Below are 16734 nucleotides of genomic sequence, written 5' to 3' on the forward strand. Positions count from 1 at the left end.
AATTTGATCCGCAGATGTCCACTGGACGCTGGGATCCACGAAATAGACGCTTAGGCGTCTTTTTTCGTTTCTGCGGAAAACCACTGGAATCCAGGGTAATCCGGTACGTTTAAGTATCGTTTTAAGTACTGTCTAACGGACAGACTCGAATCCGCATTGTTGCTGGATTCCCCCAGGTCGCCAAACGAGCATCGGGTGCTGACTCTTTAACAGGAGCTCACCATGCCTCTCTCAGAATTCACCATTCGACACGCCCGTTCCACGGGTAAAAACTACATGCTTGGCGACTATGACGGTCTGTCACTGATGGTGACCGCTGTCGGCAACAAGCGGTGGTTGTTCCGCTACTATTGGGAAGGACGCCAGCAGCGCATGTCCTTCGGTACTTACCCCGAAGTCAGCCTCAAGCAAGCACGTGAACGCCGTGACAACGCGCGTAAGCTAATTGCTCAGGATATCAATCCCTGTCGGCACCGTAAGCAGAAGCGCCTTGAGGCAGAAGCCGAGGTAAAACAAACCTTCCAAGCGGTCTATAACGAGTGGATCGACTTCCGCCGCCTGAGCTTGAATGAAGGCCGCCAAAGCACACTGTCGCAAATCCTCAGGGTCTTCAAAAAGGACGTCCTGCCCACCCTGGCCGAGCGCCCCATCAAAAGCATCACTCGCCACGATTTGCTGGCCATCCTAAGCACCATCGAACAACGCAAAGCCTTCACCATGGCTGAAAAATGCCGCACCTGGTTCAATCAGTTATTTCGTTACGCCCTGGTAAAAGTCGAAGGTATGGAACTCAACCCTGCTTCAGACCTGGACGTTGTCGCGCTGCCCAAACCACCGGTAACCAACAACCCCTACCTGCTGATGGAACAGTTGCCCGAACTACTGACGACCATCCGAAAATACGGCGGTCACCTTCAAACCAAACTGGGTTTGCGCCTGCTCTTACTGACCGGTGTTCGCACCGGCGAGTTGCGCTACGCCACGCCCGATCAGTTCGACTTGGAGAAACAGCTCTGGGTCATTCCGCCGGAGGTCGTAAAACAGCTGCAACTCAAGATGCGCAAACGCGATACACCTGCTGGGGAAATCCCGCCGTACGTTGTTCCACTCTCAGTTCAGGCCCTTGAAATCGTGCGCTACCTGCTCGATCAAGTCGTGCCCGCACAGAAATTTTTACTCTCACATCGCAGCAACTTAAACCTGCGAATCAGCGAGAACACGCTGAACAATGCATTGCATCGGATGGGCTATGCCGACCAGCTCACTGGGCATGGCATGCGCGCGACAATCTCCACCGCGCTGCACGAGATTGGTTATCCAAAAAACTGGATTGATGCGCAGCTCTCCCATGCAGATCCGGATCAAGTCAGTGCCACCTACAACCACGCCAGATACATCGAACAGCGCCGCACCATGATGCAGGATTGGGCGAATCGGTTGGACCTGTGGGCACAGGGCAAACATGAGGCGGCGAGTTCGCCGTTAACGATTCGGTTGGAGGGGACAGCTTCGCTGCCGGAGGCAATGGGTTCGGCTAGCACTTCGTTGGTCTATGACGTGGCGGCTGCGCCGAAAAGGGTGTTGGCACCCTCTAATGCTGAGGCTGTTGCTGCTTGCCTGGGCACGTCGGAGGAGTGGGCGATAAAGGAGACTGAACCGGCGATTTCGGATATTCAGCGTGAGCGTCAGGCAATGCTGGCGGCGTATGAGGCTCCGACTAATTTGACAGTGCCAGAGTTTGCGCGATTGGCAGGTAAGTCGCGGGAACAGGTGAGTCGGGAAATCAAGGCGGGACTGTTGTTGGCGATAGGCTTGGGGAATCGTGGGTTGAGGGTGCCGGATTGGCAGCTGGATGCTGTGCGCCTGGTACAAACGCAGACGATTTTGACCACAGCCAAAAGCCCTTGGGAAGCCTTCTGGGCACTCTCCACGTTGTAACCAAACACTTGCTCGGGTAGCCTCAGACCGCTCGTCCTGCTGGAAGCGCTACCCGGGTTCCGCCCCTTGTACCTCATCCGTCATTTGGCGTATAAATTCGATCAAATGGAGGGGATTCTATGAGTACTGCACTGCAACCTAAAACCCCAGTGGACACAGTCTTCGGGCGAATGGCGCGTCTGCTGGATATCAAGCTCGCTTCAGAGTCCGATGCCGTGCGTATTGTGGTCAATGGTATTTCCACCCACAGCTACAAACGCGTCGCCAGCAAGTTAAAGTTATCGTCCTCACTGGTCGCGCCAGAAAGCACTATCCGACGCCGGCTGAGCAACAATGCCCGCTTCAGCGAAGCCGAGTCCGAGAGAGTGGTTCGCTTGACGCGGGTGTACGCCGAGGCGGTCGAACTGTTTGGTGGCGACGAAGGCGCCGCATTGTTGTGGCTGAATACGCCGGCCGATTACCTGCCCGGCCAACCCGCAATTTCGCCCATGCAGTTGTCGGTAATGGATTCAGGCGCACGCTTGATCGAGTCCCACATACGCCGCACCGCGCACGGCATCTTCTGATGCAGTTGTGGCGTATTTCGGCCTTTCCTGGATTGAACGGCCTAGGTGGTCACCACACTGATGGTCGCTGGCACACCTTGCCACGCTCGGTAATCTACGCGTCTGAACATCCGGCCTTGGCGATGCTGGAAGTTCTGGCGCACATGCGCCTGAGCCTGGCGAACATTCCTTCGACGTTGCAGTTAATCCGCATCGACGTTGCTCCGGGAGCGTCGATGGGGGCTTCACCAGCATTACCAGTTGGCTGGCAGGCTAATGAGCCGACGTCGCAGGTGGTGGGTAATCATTGGCTTGATGGAGGAGGGCAGTTGCTCTTGCCCGTGCCGTCTGCGTTGATTCCGCATGCGACCAATTACTTGATTAATGCGGCGCATCCACAGGTTCAGACGCATTTACTCGAGACGATTGAGCCGTTCTGGTTTGATAAGCGTTATTTGCGCTAAAGAAGAGTAGGGCTGTGCCGAGATGCCCGTGACTCTTCCTTCTGGAAGGCTGCTTTCGGCCAGAAGCGGTCGTACGACCGTCGCATCACATACACTAAGCCCCCCTTGGGTAGTACAAACAGCAACTACGCCGAAAGCCGGAAACCCGGCACTGCGCCTGACCTTCGTCGACATTCTAAAACCTTCACTTTAAAGCGCTTTAAGCTCTCCAGTCGCCTTACGCATAGAGGCTCACGCATAATTCGAGCCTGATCCGGTTGAAAAAGCTCAACTCAGCGGCGCAGTGATAAAGCGTCTCGGTTCGGCGTTACGCCGAAAACCTTCTTGTATTCTCGACTGAACTGAGAGGGGCTGGCGTATCCGGTCTCAAATGCGACACCTGTAACATTGGATGCTCCGGATGCGAGCAGCCGTCGGGCAGTTAGTAGCCTCAGTTGTCGCTGGTAAGCGAGCGGACTATGTGCAGTAACCGCCTTGAAATGTCGGTGGAACGAGGTGACGCTCATACCGACCTGAGCGGCAAGCCAATGCACACTCATTGGCTTATCGGCGTTCGCGCTGATCCAGTCTGCCGCGATTTTGATTTGTCCAAACCGGGTGTTGTGCGTTCCAATTTGGCGGAGCCTGGAGCCTAGCGGGCTTAACAATAGACGGTAGTAAAACTCGCGCTCGAACTGGGAGCCAAGCACTTTAAGCTCTGCTGGCGTATCAAGCAGACCGATGAAACGAACCAACGGCTCGACAAAACTGCTATCGGCTTGGGCTAACGAGATAGCGCCCGCCTGCGGAGCTGGTTGGGTCGACTCGCTCATATCGAGAAGCAAGCCAGCGACGATCCCTGCGTCGAGCATCAATTCGACACTGATATAGGGTTGTTCCGGGCTCGCCTCTACCACTTCACTCACGAACGGTAACCCGACCGCTGCCACTGCACAGGTGCCCGGATGGCAATCGAACGTACTATCGGCAATGTTCATCCGCTTGGCGCCTTGCAGTAGCAGATAAAACTTCGGCGCGAACAGAGCCGGGGTCGGAGGAACCGGAGCGTCTGTGGATCTGATTGTCAGTTGGGGAAGAGCGTTTGATAGATCGGCGCAGCCGCGATGTCGGCTCGCGATTGCGAGGAGATGTTCCAACATGAGGGATGTCGATCCTAGTCGTGCTCGCTATAAGCCAGCGGTTTCTCAAGCTAAAGCAGTTGGTAGGATCAGGCAAGGCTTTAGCACTATGTAGGATGTGGTCAGGCCGGTTTTTTGTGAAAGTGGCGGCATCCAACGTAACTTGATTTAGAGGAACGACGATGTCAGACCAACACTCACGCTTGCAGCAATTTATGGACGAGGCGTCCATCCGAAACACCATTGCACGTTTCGCCGACAGCGCGACACGCGCAGACCCCGCAATGTTTCACTCGGTTTGGGCTGATGATGGCGAATTCATCATTGGTCAAACACCTCACGGCCAGTACTCTAAAGGCGCAGACAACAATGTGGCGCTGCTTCACAAACTGCGCTCAGGCAAGGAGTTCTTCGTTCAGTTCGCACTGCCGGGGGTGATTGTTATCGACGGTGATCAGGCAACTACTCGCACATTCGTGCATGAGTCTGCACGCGGCCCAGGCGAGAAGTACTACCGCAATCACTGCATTGCGTTCGATGTGCTACAACGCTCGGGAGACGATTGGGTTTTCAAAAGCAGATCCTTTCAGTACCTCTGGCTCGACACCGGAGCGTTCGGCGGAAACGGATTCCCGCTGTTCCCGGCGGCATAGTGCCTGGCCTGACTACCTGCCCCCCGTGACAGGGCTATTCATAGGTCGATACGCGGCTGGTTGGGGCCACAAAGGGCGAGATGTAGTCGCCCGCTTACCAACGATTTGGTCTAGGCAGAACAGCTCACATACGGGCTCTGAAACCGCTTGCGAGCTTCGCAAAAGCGTCAGAGGCAACGCTTTGATACCCGTTTTTTCGACGTAACAATGCCGCTGTGCGACTAGGCAATAAGTGGGTTGTCTGAAGCTCACGCAATCCAGCTTGCTCACGCACTATCGCGTCGGGAAGGATGGTTGCCATGCGACCTTGCTTGGCGACCTTGAGCAAGATGGCAATTGAGTTCGCTTCCAGCACGATGTTCGGCGTGAAACGTTGCTTCTGGCACCAGGCATCCACTGCCGTCCGGGTCGCAAACCCAGGTGCCAGCAATGCGAAACGGAGGGTTTTCAGGTCTGCGAGTGTGAGAGGCGCCTGCATCGCACCGGTTTTTCTAGACGTATCCACCGTCCGCATTTGGTCGGTTAGCGACGGCCTGACTTCGACCGTCGCTATGCATGATCAAACCTCAGTCTGTTCCGCCATCTCCAGTGCGTCATCGACCTCAATCCCCAGATATCGAACAGTGCTCTCCAGCTTCGTATGGCCGAGCAGCAACTGAACCGCCCGTAGGTTCTTCGTTCTGCGATAGATTAGTGATGCCTTCGTACGTCTCATTGTGTGAGTGCCATACATGGCTGGATCAAGGCCTACGGCTTTCACCCAGCCTTTGACGATACGAGCGTATTGACGAGTGGATAGATGGTCTGAGGTATGCAGCCGGCTAGGAAAAAGGCAGTCCTCGCTGCGTAGTTGTGCCTGATGTATCCAGGCCACGAGAGCTGACCGTGTTTGCTCAGTGATCTCAAACTGCACTGGCCGCTGCGTTTTCTGCTGCATCACCATGGCTCGTGATGATACGTGCTCGCCATGAGCGACATCGCGCACGCGGAGCTTGGTTAAGTCGCAGGCTCGAAGCTTACTGTCGATGGCCAGATCGAAGAGAGCCAGATCCCGGGTTCTTTCCGCAATTTGAAGCCTTACTCGGATGGCCCAGATATCTCTCAGTCGGAGTGGGGCTTTCTGCCCGACTAGTTTTCCTTTGTTCCAGGGCTGACGGCTGCAGGTAGCGATGATGTTCATGACAAGTCCTCCACGTGTGGAAAGACAAGGATGGCTAATCAGAGCGACGGTTGCTAACCGGCCATTAGCGGACGCTCACAAACGATCGCTACCGACCGTTCGGCGCAATGACCATCCCATGGAAGTGCAACTGGCCATGCGCGGCCAGTCCTTCACAGCCCCACATCAGAAAAATGCTGAGAAATTTCTTCATTACTTAGCCAATCGGATTGTATGGCATCAAGCCATCATGCCAGACTTGGTTTTTTCTTACGGACAAGATTCGATTAATATGAAAATTCAGTGCGTGGATAGCGATATTCGAAAAGTTCTGGAATCTGGCACCTATACAGTCCCTAGATTTCAGCGGCCGTACTCTTGGGATAAAGAGAACGTCGAAGACTTTTGGGAAGACACAACCTCCGACATAAAGGAAGATTATTTTATTGGTTCCATTGTTACTTATAACATGGGAAGTGCATCTTATGGCTTGGTTGACGGCCAACAGCGCTTAACCACTATCACCATCGCACTTTGTGCGGTGCGGGATAAATATAACGAGCTAGGACATACCGCTGCCGCCAATGGAATCCATCGCCTCATTGAGACGCGTGATCTAAATGACCAACTGCATTTCGTACTGCAAGCAGAATCATCCTATCCATACTTACAAGCAAAAATACAAAGCTTCGAAAAACATGATGAAAAGATAGATCTGGGAGAAGAGGAGCGTGCAATTGCTAACGCTTACGAAACAATTGCCAGGTTTATTACTATTTACACCAACTTGATCATACTGGAAAAAGGGTTTGATCTGGCTCAAGAAACGATAAAGGAATGGTTGGATCATATACGCAATAAGCTTCTCGCGCTGAAGGTAATCTGGATTACGCTGGAAACACAGGACGATGCATACTTAATATTTGAAACTCTTAATACGCGAGGAAAAGACCTCACTGCTGCCGATCTAGCAAAAAACCACATTCTTCGCCTGCTACCCGTTGAAAGAAATTCGCTGGATCGTCCCAAAGATCATTGGCAAGAAATGCAACTGCATTTGGAAAACGCTCGCAGCCCTATCCCAATGAAGACATTTCTACACCACTACTGGCTATCAAAATATCCATTCACTACGGAGAAGGATCTATTTAGATCAATCAAAGATCAAGTAACAAGGGAGAATGTCAAGGACGTAGTAACTGAGCTTCGCTCTGATACTGAGTTGTATCGCGGAATTAGCGAGCCAGCTAAATTAAATATTTGGCGTCGAGCATCTCAAGATATAAAAGATTCACTGTACTGCATTTCCAATGTCCTTAATATTCAAATTGCCAACCCGCTCCTGTTAACCGCTCTACGACTTTATAATGCCAAGTTGTTGAAGGATCGTCATCTTAGGGAGATATTTAGCCTAATAGAAAAATATCACTTTATGTACACGTCGATAAGTGGTCAGCCTTCTTCGGGAGGAGTAACTAAGATGTATGCGGTACATGCGCGCGAATTGGCAAATGCAGTTGACTCCAATGCTAGAGGTCAATGCATTGTGGAGTTTAAACGAAAAATTAAAGATAAAATTCCGGTAAAAACCGTTTTTGTCAGTAAGTTTAAATTGTTATCGTACAACACATCTCGGCAAAGAGAGTTAATTCGGTACACCTTGTGGAAGATCACTAGTTGCCGTAATCCAGCGCTTAGCTTGGATCGTGACCAGGGGTCAATTGAGCATTTACTTCCGCAGTCGACGGGTAGTTCGACAGTTCACTCACTCGGTAATTTATTGTTGGTTCCTGGAAAATTTAACGAGCGAACGCTAGAAAATAGAGGATTTGAGGAAAAGAGGAATTTACTGCTGCAGCATGGATTCCCGCTCGAAGATGAAATAAAAGACGCCCAAGCTTGGGGGAATGACGAAGTCGAGCGACGTTTAACAGCTCTCGCTGATTACGCCTATGATGTAGTCTGGGCGATTGATTGAGGCAAAAATGAATAAACTTCGTTACCGCTGATCGTTCGTTTTCGGCCACTTACTGCCAGTAGTGACCGGCAGTTGGTGGCCTGTAGGTGTGCCAATATGTGTACTTTTGTGAGGGTTGAAATGCATACTATATTATACAGGCTAGAACGAGAGCAAAAGAAAGTGCTTCTTTGTCTAGGCATCCTGTTCTTGCTTCTATCTGTTTTTTGGTTTTTCTCTGAGTTGTTCGATGTCGGTATTCCTATGGAACCAATAGTTGTTTTCGTTGGCGGCAGCGCAACACTTCTCGCTTCCTATTGGCCGTTCAAGGCTACAAATCGGAGCGCATGCCTAACTGGGAAAATTCCCTTTGATTACTCGACTAATAACGGGCTTGTAACTATAGGATCTGGTGAAAATCAATTCATCTTGGCATTTTCTTCTGCCAGTCACGATAAAATCCATATGTACAATGGAGTGCATAAAAAAAGCATAGTTAATACTGATCGCATCGCAACGGCTGGAGATGCTGGAAGTTTCAAAGATGTTAGGGATGTAACTGAATTTTATTATAATAGCGATGTAGTCAGTCCAAAAATAGGAGAAATCGTGGCGCTAAGATCAAAAGATACTGGGCGTTATGCTTTGGTCCAGATCCTTGACATAAAGTGTCAAGATAGGCAAGGCAGCGAAATTAATGAGGTCGTTTTCCGATTTGTCATTAATACAGACGATAGCACTTCATTCGCTTGACCCAATTCAAAGAAGTCGTCCATGAGCGTCCGCTTTTGGCCGTTTTATGCCTCTCGCCAGGGGCAGCAATCGGCCAGAAGCGGTCAGTCATGAACGGTTGTTATCGACCCATAGCAGACGCTCAGCGGTATCCAGGAAAGTCAGGGTGATTCAAACGATAACCTTTTGCGGGCTAGTACTTTTAATTGTTTATATACACATCTGTTAAAAAATCACCAATTTGTTTTCCCGCTTTCTCGGAATACCAAAAATCGAAGCTGTCGTCGATCACGCTAAATTCAATGGGAGGGGTGTCGGATTTTATAATTAATGATATAAGTTGGTTGCCCAGGAATTTGAAATTGTCGACAAATACAAAGCAGGCCCAGTTCAGTCTAGAATTGCGTGATGGGTTATGTGGTTCGGTAGCGCGATTAAGGAGCGGTGGAATTTCTATCATCTCATGGCGAGCAATCTTATCATCGTAGTCACCCTGTGGTGATACTGCTTGAAAGCGAAGTTCGTCTTTGGAGTAAGTCTGGCTTATTATTAGTCTTGGATTGCCAATTTTTAAGAACCCATTCAGTATGTTGACATTGTGGAAGACAAAATTTGACGTTATTTTTTGGAACTTTCCATCGTAAAAAGCTGCGATCTCATATCCGCCGCCAAAAAACTCAAATATACTTTCCGCACCGCTGCCTTTCCTAAATTCGGCATTCAACAAGTGTGCAACTTGAGTTAGGGCTAGTGAAGCGCCGCGCGCGCATATGTCATCTATTTTTGGTTCTTTTAACGCCATTTCCTTTACAATGCCAATATAGTCTTCAATGACAGAGGCGCCTGAGCCTGCGTAATGAACTTCGCCCAGAGTGGGGCATTCAAGCTTGTGGCAATCGAAACCAAAGGTCTGCATCTTTTCGTTTTCGTATATAGCTCCTACGATCGAAATTTCATCTGAGTCGCACTTGACGAAGATACGTTCAATTATTCTTTTTGTTATTTTTATTCTTTTTGATAGCTTGCTGATTCGCATAATGAATACACGAGCATGCAACTGGCTTCCTGCCCAGGCCAATGCGCAATAATCCGATACAATACAAACTTTCTGTGACGATTTGTGAATCCCCCAAGCGCCTCCAAAAAAGTCTTCCATGTTGCCTAGGGTAGGGAGACTGGTTCTTGGAGGTTTTTCCTCATTAACAGGACCGTTGATAAGAATATCTCCGATTACGATGCCACAACCGAAATGATTGTATGAGGCGATGACAGTCATCAGTAACTCCTGTTATTGCATGGTGTGAATGGATTTAAATTTCTGGTTTATATAAATTGAAAGTTGCGTAAAGAGGTTTGGTGTCGGTCGTTCCCTGTGCGCAACTTTCAAAGTGGAAATTGTTCCAAGAGTTGCTATATTATGTCTTGGTTGCTGATTCTTGGAGCGAGTTCTTCAAGAATTCTACTTTTGCAGTAAGGGATGAATTCCGTGTGTCGTGAGTAAAATAAGCCGGGGGTGTTGGCGTCCACTAGTAGGTGGGTCATCACTTCGCTTACGCACATAACCCCTAGAGATTTGCCTTGTCTTTCAGATGTAATCTGCTCAAGATTTGTTCTTATGAAATTATTTGATATTGCCCGATGTATGGCTGTCCCTTCTTTCATCGAGTTAGGTCTGAGTGTTGACGAACTAGGCAGAAGGTCGGATACGTTTATGGCTATAAGTCCGTATACTTTAGAGGAGGCATCAGTTTTCACTCTAGAATATATCTGCTTGCTCGCCTTTTTTATATTTGTGCCTATTTTTGCTTGGGATTTAATTCTCTTGCACTCAACGAATAGTTTTCCATCGCCAACTAAGTCTACCACTACATCGCATATGCCAGTTAGCGAGGTGCTAAAGCCTGCTTTCATGAATCTACTTGCAATTGAAAGCTCGAAAAGAAAATCTCTGGCTTGGTCATTTTCGCTATTGGCCCTGAATTCTTGACCTGAAGCCACCTTCCGGATTTGCTCTGTGAACTCTCCAGAGTCAATTTCTTTTAAGCGGTCGTATATTCTGATGAGCTGATTTACTTCAAGATAAGCGTTGTCAAATTTTTTCTTGAAACTCAGCAGGTCTTCATTTTCCAGGTTGTTGTGGTTGTTTGCGATTTCTGTAAATTTCTCGAAATGCTGCTTGTATACGCCATATCTGTTTTTGGAGTAGGCTATTCCAAGTTCACCAAGCCACTCACAAGCCTCGGCATATAGAGAAATCAAATTATCTAGCTGGTGTGAGTAATGTTTGTCGTCACTTTTCATTTTTTGTCTTAAGGGGTAGGTGGGTCAGTCTTAAGTTTCTGGTTTTGCTAGACTTTAAAGGGCAGGCTAAAACTGATTGTATTCTAGGCCCAAAACTCTTTCTGTTTGAGCAGCTTACCCCAGTGAGTATCCAGTAATCAACGGATTACGGTCTCAGTGCAACCAAGCTTTTGGCTGCGAAATTTCGTGCCGTGAAATAGGCTATTCCCAAGGGTTCTGCGCTAACACTTTAATATGCATGGTGTAATTCTGTTTGGCATTACCTGTATGCGTAAGTATGTATAACTCCTCGCGGCGAGAATACCGATGCTTAATTCAAATATCTGAGGCCTGATAAAAGTGGGGACTACCGTTCGCCACAATCCGCTTTCGATCCAAATTTGTCAGTCGACCGACCACTTCTGGCCGAAAGCAATCGGTCGCACAAATTAATATTGCCCATCGCTTCGCATGCCTGATACGACCGCAAACTCTGGGCGTAGCGGCGGGCTGATCAAGAGATGATTACTTAGAAATTGCTACGGGAGCCGGGGCACAGGGGCCTGAATGCAGAGCCTGCGAGAGTTTTAGGGCGGCCTACGTCCAATCCATTATCGAGCGGATCGTTCCTGTGGAGCTACGAGCGTCGGACGTTGGGGCAAAAATGGGGCAAACCGCACGCCAATCTATGCCCTTCAATGCTAATTATGCAGTTTTGCAACCGTCTGTATGCACGCATTAAAGCCAGCAACCACGGGCCTTTCCCCCCAAATCCCCCACATACCCCTACACAATCGGGGTGTGGCAAGGTATGACTGCGAAGCAGTCCGAGCTGGAAAAGGCTAGAGCTACATCGGCTCACAGAGCAGGAAAAGGAAATGATCCGAAAGCATTACCGAATCGACCAACAAAAATTGCCGGCCGGCTACCCTACGCACCGACACTCGAACGAATTTTGGGAGCAATTGGGTCGTACCGTTGCTACCTACGGATTCTTGGAGCAAGTATTGGGCCGCGCCATCTTCGCTCTTACCGCCACACGCAAGTATGCTCAGGATGAGCTGGAGGAGGCATACGGCAAATGGTTGGGGCAGCTTGAGAGGGCCTTGTCCGATTCTCTTGGCGGGCTCATCAATGCGTACGACAACGCATTGCGAAAGCACCATGAGTCGCCAGTCTATAATCTCGAACAGTTGATCGGGGACCTCCAATGTGCTGCCCAATTACGCAACGTGCTTTGCCACGGATCCTGGCAGGCACCGGATGGCGAAGGTAAGTCGTTTCCGCTGTTTGTCGATAAAAAGCAGAGAGTCTTTGCCACCGCTATTGATGCCTCCTACCTACAACAGGTTCGTGTCGACTTGACCGGCCTGATTTGTGCGGTCATCGATTCCATCAGCGGCCTGGGCTTGCAATTCCCAGGATCGGGTGGGCCGGGTGAGGTCATCTGGACTAACGGGTGATCGCTTGTTTCAAGTGCGCATTCAGCGTCGGCGAGATCCCTGACGAAGCTGCGAGTAAATACACAGCTTGCATAAAAATTGCTACATAGCGAGCTACAGCGAAATAGCTAGCCAAGCTGGGACCTGATGGGGCCCTACGTCCAATCCATCATCGGACGGATCGTTTAGCTAGCTTCCCTGCGGTCGTATGGGATCCTAAGGTGCCTTCCGCGAAGGGCAGCAGTCGGCCAATAGCTGCCTGTCGTAATCGACTGAAATCGACCCATAGCAGCCGCTCGCGAGGTGCTTCTCTCGATTGTCCAGGACGGACGCATTTCTATGGTTCCCACAAGCTAAGCTGTCAGTATGTGTCCGAACCTGAGTTTCGGATCGCCGGAAAAGTTTGGAGTTAAACCACTTTGAATGTGTTGTTCATCTGCGGCAAAAATCGCTTACGTAGTCCGACCGCCGAGCAACTTTTTGCTGATTGGTCGGGTGTTGACACAGCATCGGCTGGTGTTAATAACGATGCGGATGTGCCTGTAAGCCAGGAGCTGCTCGAGTGGGCCGATCTCATTTTTGTGATGGAGCCAAACCATCGAAAGAAACTCACTGCTCGTTTCACCTCGGAGTTGGCGAATAAACGTATCATCTGCCTGAATATTTCAGACGATTACGAATACATGGCAACAGAGTTGATCACGCTACTGGAAGCGAGAGTCGGGCGTTATTTATCTGCCTGATGTTATGTCCGCTTCTGTGCCGTCTCAACCTGATCAGTCGACTGACCGATATTGGCCGAAAGCGGCCAGCCAGCAATCAAAGTCAAATCCATATGCAGTATTTCAGATCACTCGCGAAAATGACCAATCAAAGACCTAACGACAAGATACCTGCCACAACTGATCCAACCGCGTCGTATAGCTCTGACTCATCATCTCCCGCCGCATTCCCCAAGCAGGATCCTCCGGCACACTTGCCGACCGCAACGTGCCTTTCCCCCAGCGCCCATTAATCTGATCCAGCACCGACATCACCCGCGTCGCCTCCACAGGCTGCGACACCGCAAACAGATCATCAGTATATTCCCCCGGCTGACAAAGCCCCAGCAACATCACCTCCGCCTTACTGTAGTTAAACCCCGCCCGAAATACCTGGTCCACCGCATCCACCGCGAGGCGAGTCAACAGCCGTACATCATCCGTCGGATACGGCAGCTCCACGACCACCCCATTAGCGTACTTCGCCTCATCCGGATTAAACATCCCCGTCCGAATCGACACCCTGATCTTCTTGCACAACGATTTCTGCGCCCTAAGCTTCTCCGACGCACGCATCATGTAGGTGGCCACCGCTTCCTTGATCGGCGCGATCTCCGTCAGCCGCTGGCCAAACATGCGACTGCAGCAAATCTCCTGCTTGGGCGGATCCGGCTCATCCAGCTCCAGGCATGGCGTGCCCGCTAGCTCACGCGCTGTCTTCTCAATCACCACGCTGAATTTCTTGCGCAATATCCAGGGATCCGCCTTGGCCAAGTCCATAGCCGACTTGATCCCCATCCCATCCAGGTGCAGTTTCATTTTGCGCCCTACACCCCATACCTCCGCCACGTCGGTATTGCGCAGTACCCAATCCCGTTTCTCCGGCGCGCAGATATCCACCACACCACCGGTTTGTCCCTGCAGTCGCTTGGCGGTGTGGTTAGCCAGTTTTGCCAAGGTTTTGGTATGGGCAATGCCGACGCCGACCGGAATGCCTGTGCAGCGCAGCACCTGGTTACGAATGCGGCGGCCCAGGGCGTCCAGGTCACTGATGCCGGTGAGGTCGGCAAAGGCTTCGTCGATGCTGTACACCTCGACCATCGGCACCATAGCTTCGATCAGGCTCATGACCCGTTCGCTCATATCGCCATACAGCGCGTAGTTGGATGAGAAGGGCACTATCCCGTGTTGCTTGAGTGTGTGTTTGATCTGGAAGTATGGCGCGCCCATTTTGACAAAGGGCTTGGCGTCGTAGCTGCGGGCGATGACGCAGCCGTCGTTGTTGCTCAGAACTACGATGGGGGTCTTGGCCAGGTCGGGGCGGAACACGCGTTCGCAACTGGCGTAGAAGCTGTTGCAGTCGATCAGGGCGAAGACGGGAGTCTGCTTAGACATGGCTGCGCACGGTGCTGGTGATGACGCCCCAGATAGATAGTTCGTCGCCCTCAAGGATGTAACGGGCAGGGTATTTAGGGTTGTCAGACAGCAGGATGATTTCCTTGCCGCGTTTGCACAGGCGTTTGCAGATGGGCTCGTTGTTGAGTACCGCAACGACGATGTGGCCGTGTGCGGGTTCGATTGAGCGATCGACAATGCCGATGTCACCCTCGAAGATGCCGGCGCCTTGCATGCTTTCGCCGGTGATGGTGATCAGGTAGACGTGGGGCGCGCGGATGTTGAGGACTTCATCCATCGAGATGTGCTGCTCGATATGATCGGCAGCCGGAGAGGGGAAGCCGGCGGGTAAATGGAATGAGTAAAAGGGCAAGGTTGCGCCGCCCTCTGCGATGGGGCCTCGGATGATGATGCTCATGGTATTGCCCTTTTACAAATGCTGTACGTATGTACAGTTAACTGTGTAGTCCATTTGCGGTCAATTTTTCTGTAGGTAATTTCGACAGACGGAGCGGGAGGACGTTGGCGTTGTCTATCCGTACCATTATGGAAATCAGGGCGTGAAGGGCGACTATAGAGGCGGTTTCAGGTCGCTCAATTGAGCTTGCGTTTGAGGTAAGCAGTCGAAGAGGGGAACGTATAATCTCTGCCGGTGCGTATACCAGGCCATTATTCGTTCTTTGGTTAACGTCGATGAAAATTTTAGAGAAGACTTTTAATGTTGGTCGGTCTACGAATTGCAGATCGCTGAAAGCTGTGGGCAAAGTTAACAGACCGCATACACAGGCCCTCAACTGCTGTATACCGCACAATTTCTAATAATTACCTCTACCGCGGCCATACTGGCGCGGACGTTCATACATCCCTATAGACCCTCTGAGAAACACTATGAAAACCGAACTAACTGAAGAAGAAATGCGGCAGGCGCTATTCGGCGTATCTGACCCCGTTGTACCAGCAGTTGTTGAAGACCAAACCGACTCGTCCCCGGAAGTCGTGATCCCGCCCAAGGTGTTGCCAAAAAAAGCACAAAAAACCTCAAAAGGCTTCACCCCCAGACTCCGGGTCACACTGCGAGTGGGTAATGAATTCGAAGGGCAGATGCACGAAATGATTCATGAGGCTGATACCCTCAGTTCCCTTGTCGCCGAGCAAGAAGCCACCAAGTCCGCCAGGAAAAAGTTTCGCTTTGTCGAGGTTGTCTCGGTCAAGTCAATGTAGTGGGCGATAGTCGTGTCCCTACCGTATTGCTGTGATTCTGTACGTCGCACGAATGAGTCAGTTGCGTCCTACAGACTAAGTAGGGTGGGAACTGGATAGTGCAGTGACCTAAATATCTCCATGAGCGAATCACAAATGCCTATTTCTTTGTCGGATCGTTTTGGTGGGTGCTTGCTAGGCCTGGCCTGTGGCGATGCCGTTGGCACCTCTGTTGAGTTTATGCCGCGTGGCTCGTTTACACCTGTCACAGACATGACCGGCGGCGGTCCTTTCAGTCTTCAGCCTGGCCAGTGGACCGACGACACATCCATGGCGCTGTGCTTGGCGGAGAGTTTGGTGCAGAAGGGCGGTTTTGATCCGGTCGATCAGATGCAGCGCTATCTGAGCTGGTGGACATCGGGCTACCTGAGCGCTACCGGGGAGTGTTTCGATATAGGCCTGACGGTGCGCCAGGCGTTGGCTGACTTTCAAAGCAACGGCGATCCCTACGCGGGCTCCACAGACCGTTACTCGGCCGGCAACGGTTCACTCATGCGGCTTGCTCCCGTCGTGCTGTTCTACTTTCCTGATACCCATCGAATCCACACCTTTTCGGCTGATAGCTCTCGCACAACACACGCCGCTCAAGAGGCAGTTGAATGCTGTTTGGTGCTAGCGACTGTGATTGCCAACGCGCTACGTGGTGAGTCAAAAGCGCAGGTGCTGGGAGTGGAAAGCTGCGATTTAACTGAACCCAAAGTGATTGCGATTGCTCAAGGAGCCTACCGGCAAAAGGTCTGCGCTGACATTGTGGGCTCAGGCTATGCCGTCGCTTCGCTGGAGGCTGCACTTTGGTGTTTCCACCAGACGGATAGCTTTGCCGAGGCTGTGCTAATGGCTGCGAATCTGGGGGATGACGCGGACACTACTGCGGCCATCGTTGGCCAGGTTGCCGGTGCCTATTATGGTGTGCAAGGTATTCCAGAGGATTGGCTAGGCAAGGTGTGGATGCGTGAGCACATCCAGGTCACTGCCGATGCATTGATGCAGATGGGCGAGCCTCACTAAGACACTCGCCCATCGCTCAGGA

General features: G+C 51.1%; 17 protein-coding genes. 10 read left to right on the forward strand and 7 right to left on the reverse strand.

What is annotated here, in order from left to right; all coding sequences use genetic code 11:
- Positions 1-222 precede the first annotated feature (222 nt).
- The 3 genes from K0H48_RS17380 (at position 223) to K0H48_RS17390 (ending at position 2947) form a co-directional block, all read left to right on the forward strand.
- Positions 223-1938, forward strand: coding sequence for an integrase arm-type DNA-binding domain-containing protein (locus K0H48_RS17380; RefSeq protein WP_219268419.1), 1716 nt, complete (start codon positions 223-225; stop codon positions 1936-1938).
- 119 nt (positions 1939-2057) lie between these two features.
- Positions 2058-2504: an antitoxin Xre/MbcA/ParS toxin-binding domain-containing protein gene (locus tag K0H48_RS17385; RefSeq protein ID WP_219268420.1), complete on the forward strand. Its 447-nt coding sequence runs from the start codon at positions 2058-2060 to the stop codon at positions 2502-2504.
- Positions 2504-2947, forward strand: a complete 444-nt coding sequence (locus K0H48_RS17390; RefSeq protein WP_219268421.1) for an RES family NAD+ phosphorylase — start codon at positions 2504-2506, stop codon at positions 2945-2947. The genes K0H48_RS17385 and K0H48_RS17390 overlap by 1 nt, the downstream gene beginning before the upstream one ends.
- Before the next feature lie 272 nt (positions 2948-3219).
- Here the strand turns inward: K0H48_RS17390 and K0H48_RS17395 are convergent, their stop codons facing one another.
- The gene (locus K0H48_RS17395) at positions 3220-4086 is read right to left on the reverse strand and encodes an AraC family transcriptional regulator (protein WP_219268422.1); all 867 of its coding nucleotides are present in this window, start codon (positions 4084-4086) and stop codon (positions 3220-3222) included.
- 161 nt (positions 4087-4247) lie between these two features.
- Between K0H48_RS17395 and K0H48_RS17400 the strand changes: the two genes are divergently transcribed.
- The gene (locus K0H48_RS17400; RefSeq protein WP_219268423.1) at positions 4248-4718 is read left to right on the forward strand and encodes a nuclear transport factor 2 family protein; all 471 of its coding nucleotides are present in this window, start codon (positions 4248-4250) and stop codon (positions 4716-4718) included.
- Positions 4719-4842: 124 nt separating this feature from the next.
- Here K0H48_RS17400 and K0H48_RS17405 read toward each other — a convergent pair whose 3' ends face one another.
- Together K0H48_RS17405 and K0H48_RS17410 are read right to left on the reverse strand one after the other, a co-directional pair.
- Complete coding sequence (locus K0H48_RS17405; RefSeq protein WP_368862164.1) at positions 4843-5271, reverse strand: LysR substrate-binding domain-containing protein; 429 nt, start codon at positions 5269-5271, stop codon at positions 4843-4845.
- Between the two features lie 6 nt (positions 5272-5277).
- Positions 5278-5898 carry a tyrosine-type recombinase/integrase gene (locus K0H48_RS17410; RefSeq protein WP_177000253.1) on the reverse strand — a complete coding sequence of 207 codons (621 nt, stop codon included), beginning with the start codon at positions 5896-5898 and terminating at the stop codon, positions 5278-5280.
- Between the two features lie 118 nt (positions 5899-6016).
- On the opposite strand from K0H48_RS17410, the gene K0H48_RS17415 reads away from it, so the two are divergent.
- Both K0H48_RS17415 and K0H48_RS17420 read left to right on the forward strand, forming a co-directional pair.
- Positions 6017-7855: a DUF262 domain-containing protein gene (locus tag K0H48_RS17415; protein ID WP_219268425.1), complete on the forward strand. Its 1839-nt coding sequence runs from the start codon at positions 6017-6019 to the stop codon at positions 7853-7855.
- A 96-nt stretch (positions 7856-7951) separates the two neighbouring features.
- A complete protein-coding gene (locus K0H48_RS17420; RefSeq protein WP_219268426.1) occupies positions 7952-8587 on the forward strand; it encodes a hypothetical protein in 636 nt (211 codons plus the stop codon).
- Positions 8588-8768: 181 nt separating this feature from the next.
- Here the strand turns inward: K0H48_RS17420 and K0H48_RS17425 are convergent, their stop codons facing one another.
- Both K0H48_RS17425 and K0H48_RS17430 read right to left on the reverse strand, forming a co-directional pair.
- Positions 8769-9842, reverse strand: a complete 1074-nt coding sequence (locus K0H48_RS17425) for a hypothetical protein (RefSeq protein WP_219268427.1) — start codon at positions 9840-9842, stop codon at positions 8769-8771.
- 134 nt (positions 9843-9976) lie between these two features.
- Positions 9977-10867 (reverse strand): hypothetical protein, encoded by an 891-nt coding sequence (locus K0H48_RS17430; RefSeq protein ID WP_219268428.1) that lies wholly within the window; start codon positions 10865-10867, stop codon positions 9977-9979.
- A gap of 857 nt (positions 10868-11724) precedes the next feature.
- Here K0H48_RS17430 and K0H48_RS17435 point away from each other — a divergent pair.
- Positions 11725-12309, forward strand: coding sequence for a hypothetical protein (locus K0H48_RS17435; RefSeq protein WP_219268429.1), 585 nt, complete (start codon positions 11725-11727; stop codon positions 12307-12309).
- A gap of 398 nt (positions 12310-12707) precedes the next feature.
- Positions 12708-13031 (forward strand): low molecular weight protein tyrosine phosphatase family protein, encoded by a 324-nt coding sequence (locus K0H48_RS17440; protein WP_219268430.1) that lies wholly within the window; start codon positions 12708-12710, stop codon positions 13029-13031.
- A gap of 135 nt (positions 13032-13166) precedes the next feature.
- Here K0H48_RS17440 and umuC read toward each other — a convergent pair whose 3' ends face one another.
- Both umuC and K0H48_RS17450 read right to left on the reverse strand, forming a co-directional pair.
- Positions 13167-14444 (reverse strand): translesion error-prone DNA polymerase V subunit UmuC, encoded by a 1278-nt coding sequence (gene umuC, locus K0H48_RS17445; RefSeq protein WP_219268431.1) that lies wholly within the window; start codon positions 14442-14444, stop codon positions 13167-13169.
- Complete coding sequence (locus K0H48_RS17450; RefSeq protein WP_219268432.1) at positions 14437-14862, reverse strand: LexA family transcriptional regulator; 426 nt, start codon at positions 14860-14862, stop codon at positions 14437-14439. Before K0H48_RS17450 ends, umuC begins: the two co-directional genes overlap by 8 nt.
- A gap of 470 nt (positions 14863-15332) precedes the next feature.
- Here K0H48_RS17450 and K0H48_RS17455 point away from each other — a divergent pair, with 470 nt between their 5' ends.
- Both K0H48_RS17455 and K0H48_RS17460 read left to right on the forward strand, forming a co-directional pair.
- Positions 15333-15665 (forward strand): hypothetical protein, encoded by a 333-nt coding sequence (locus K0H48_RS17455; RefSeq protein WP_219268433.1) that lies wholly within the window; start codon positions 15333-15335, stop codon positions 15663-15665.
- 135 nt (positions 15666-15800) lie between these two features.
- Positions 15801-16712, forward strand: a complete 912-nt coding sequence (locus K0H48_RS17460) for an ADP-ribosylglycohydrolase family protein (protein WP_219268434.1) — start codon at positions 15801-15803, stop codon at positions 16710-16712.
- The last annotated feature ends 22 nt before the right edge of the window (positions 16713-16734 follow it).

The sequence above is a fragment of the Pseudomonas sp. Xaverov 259 genome, from assembly GCF_019352915.1.
In the GTDB taxonomy this organism is placed as follows: Bacteria; Pseudomonadota; Gammaproteobacteria; order Pseudomonadales; family Pseudomonadaceae; genus Aquipseudomonas.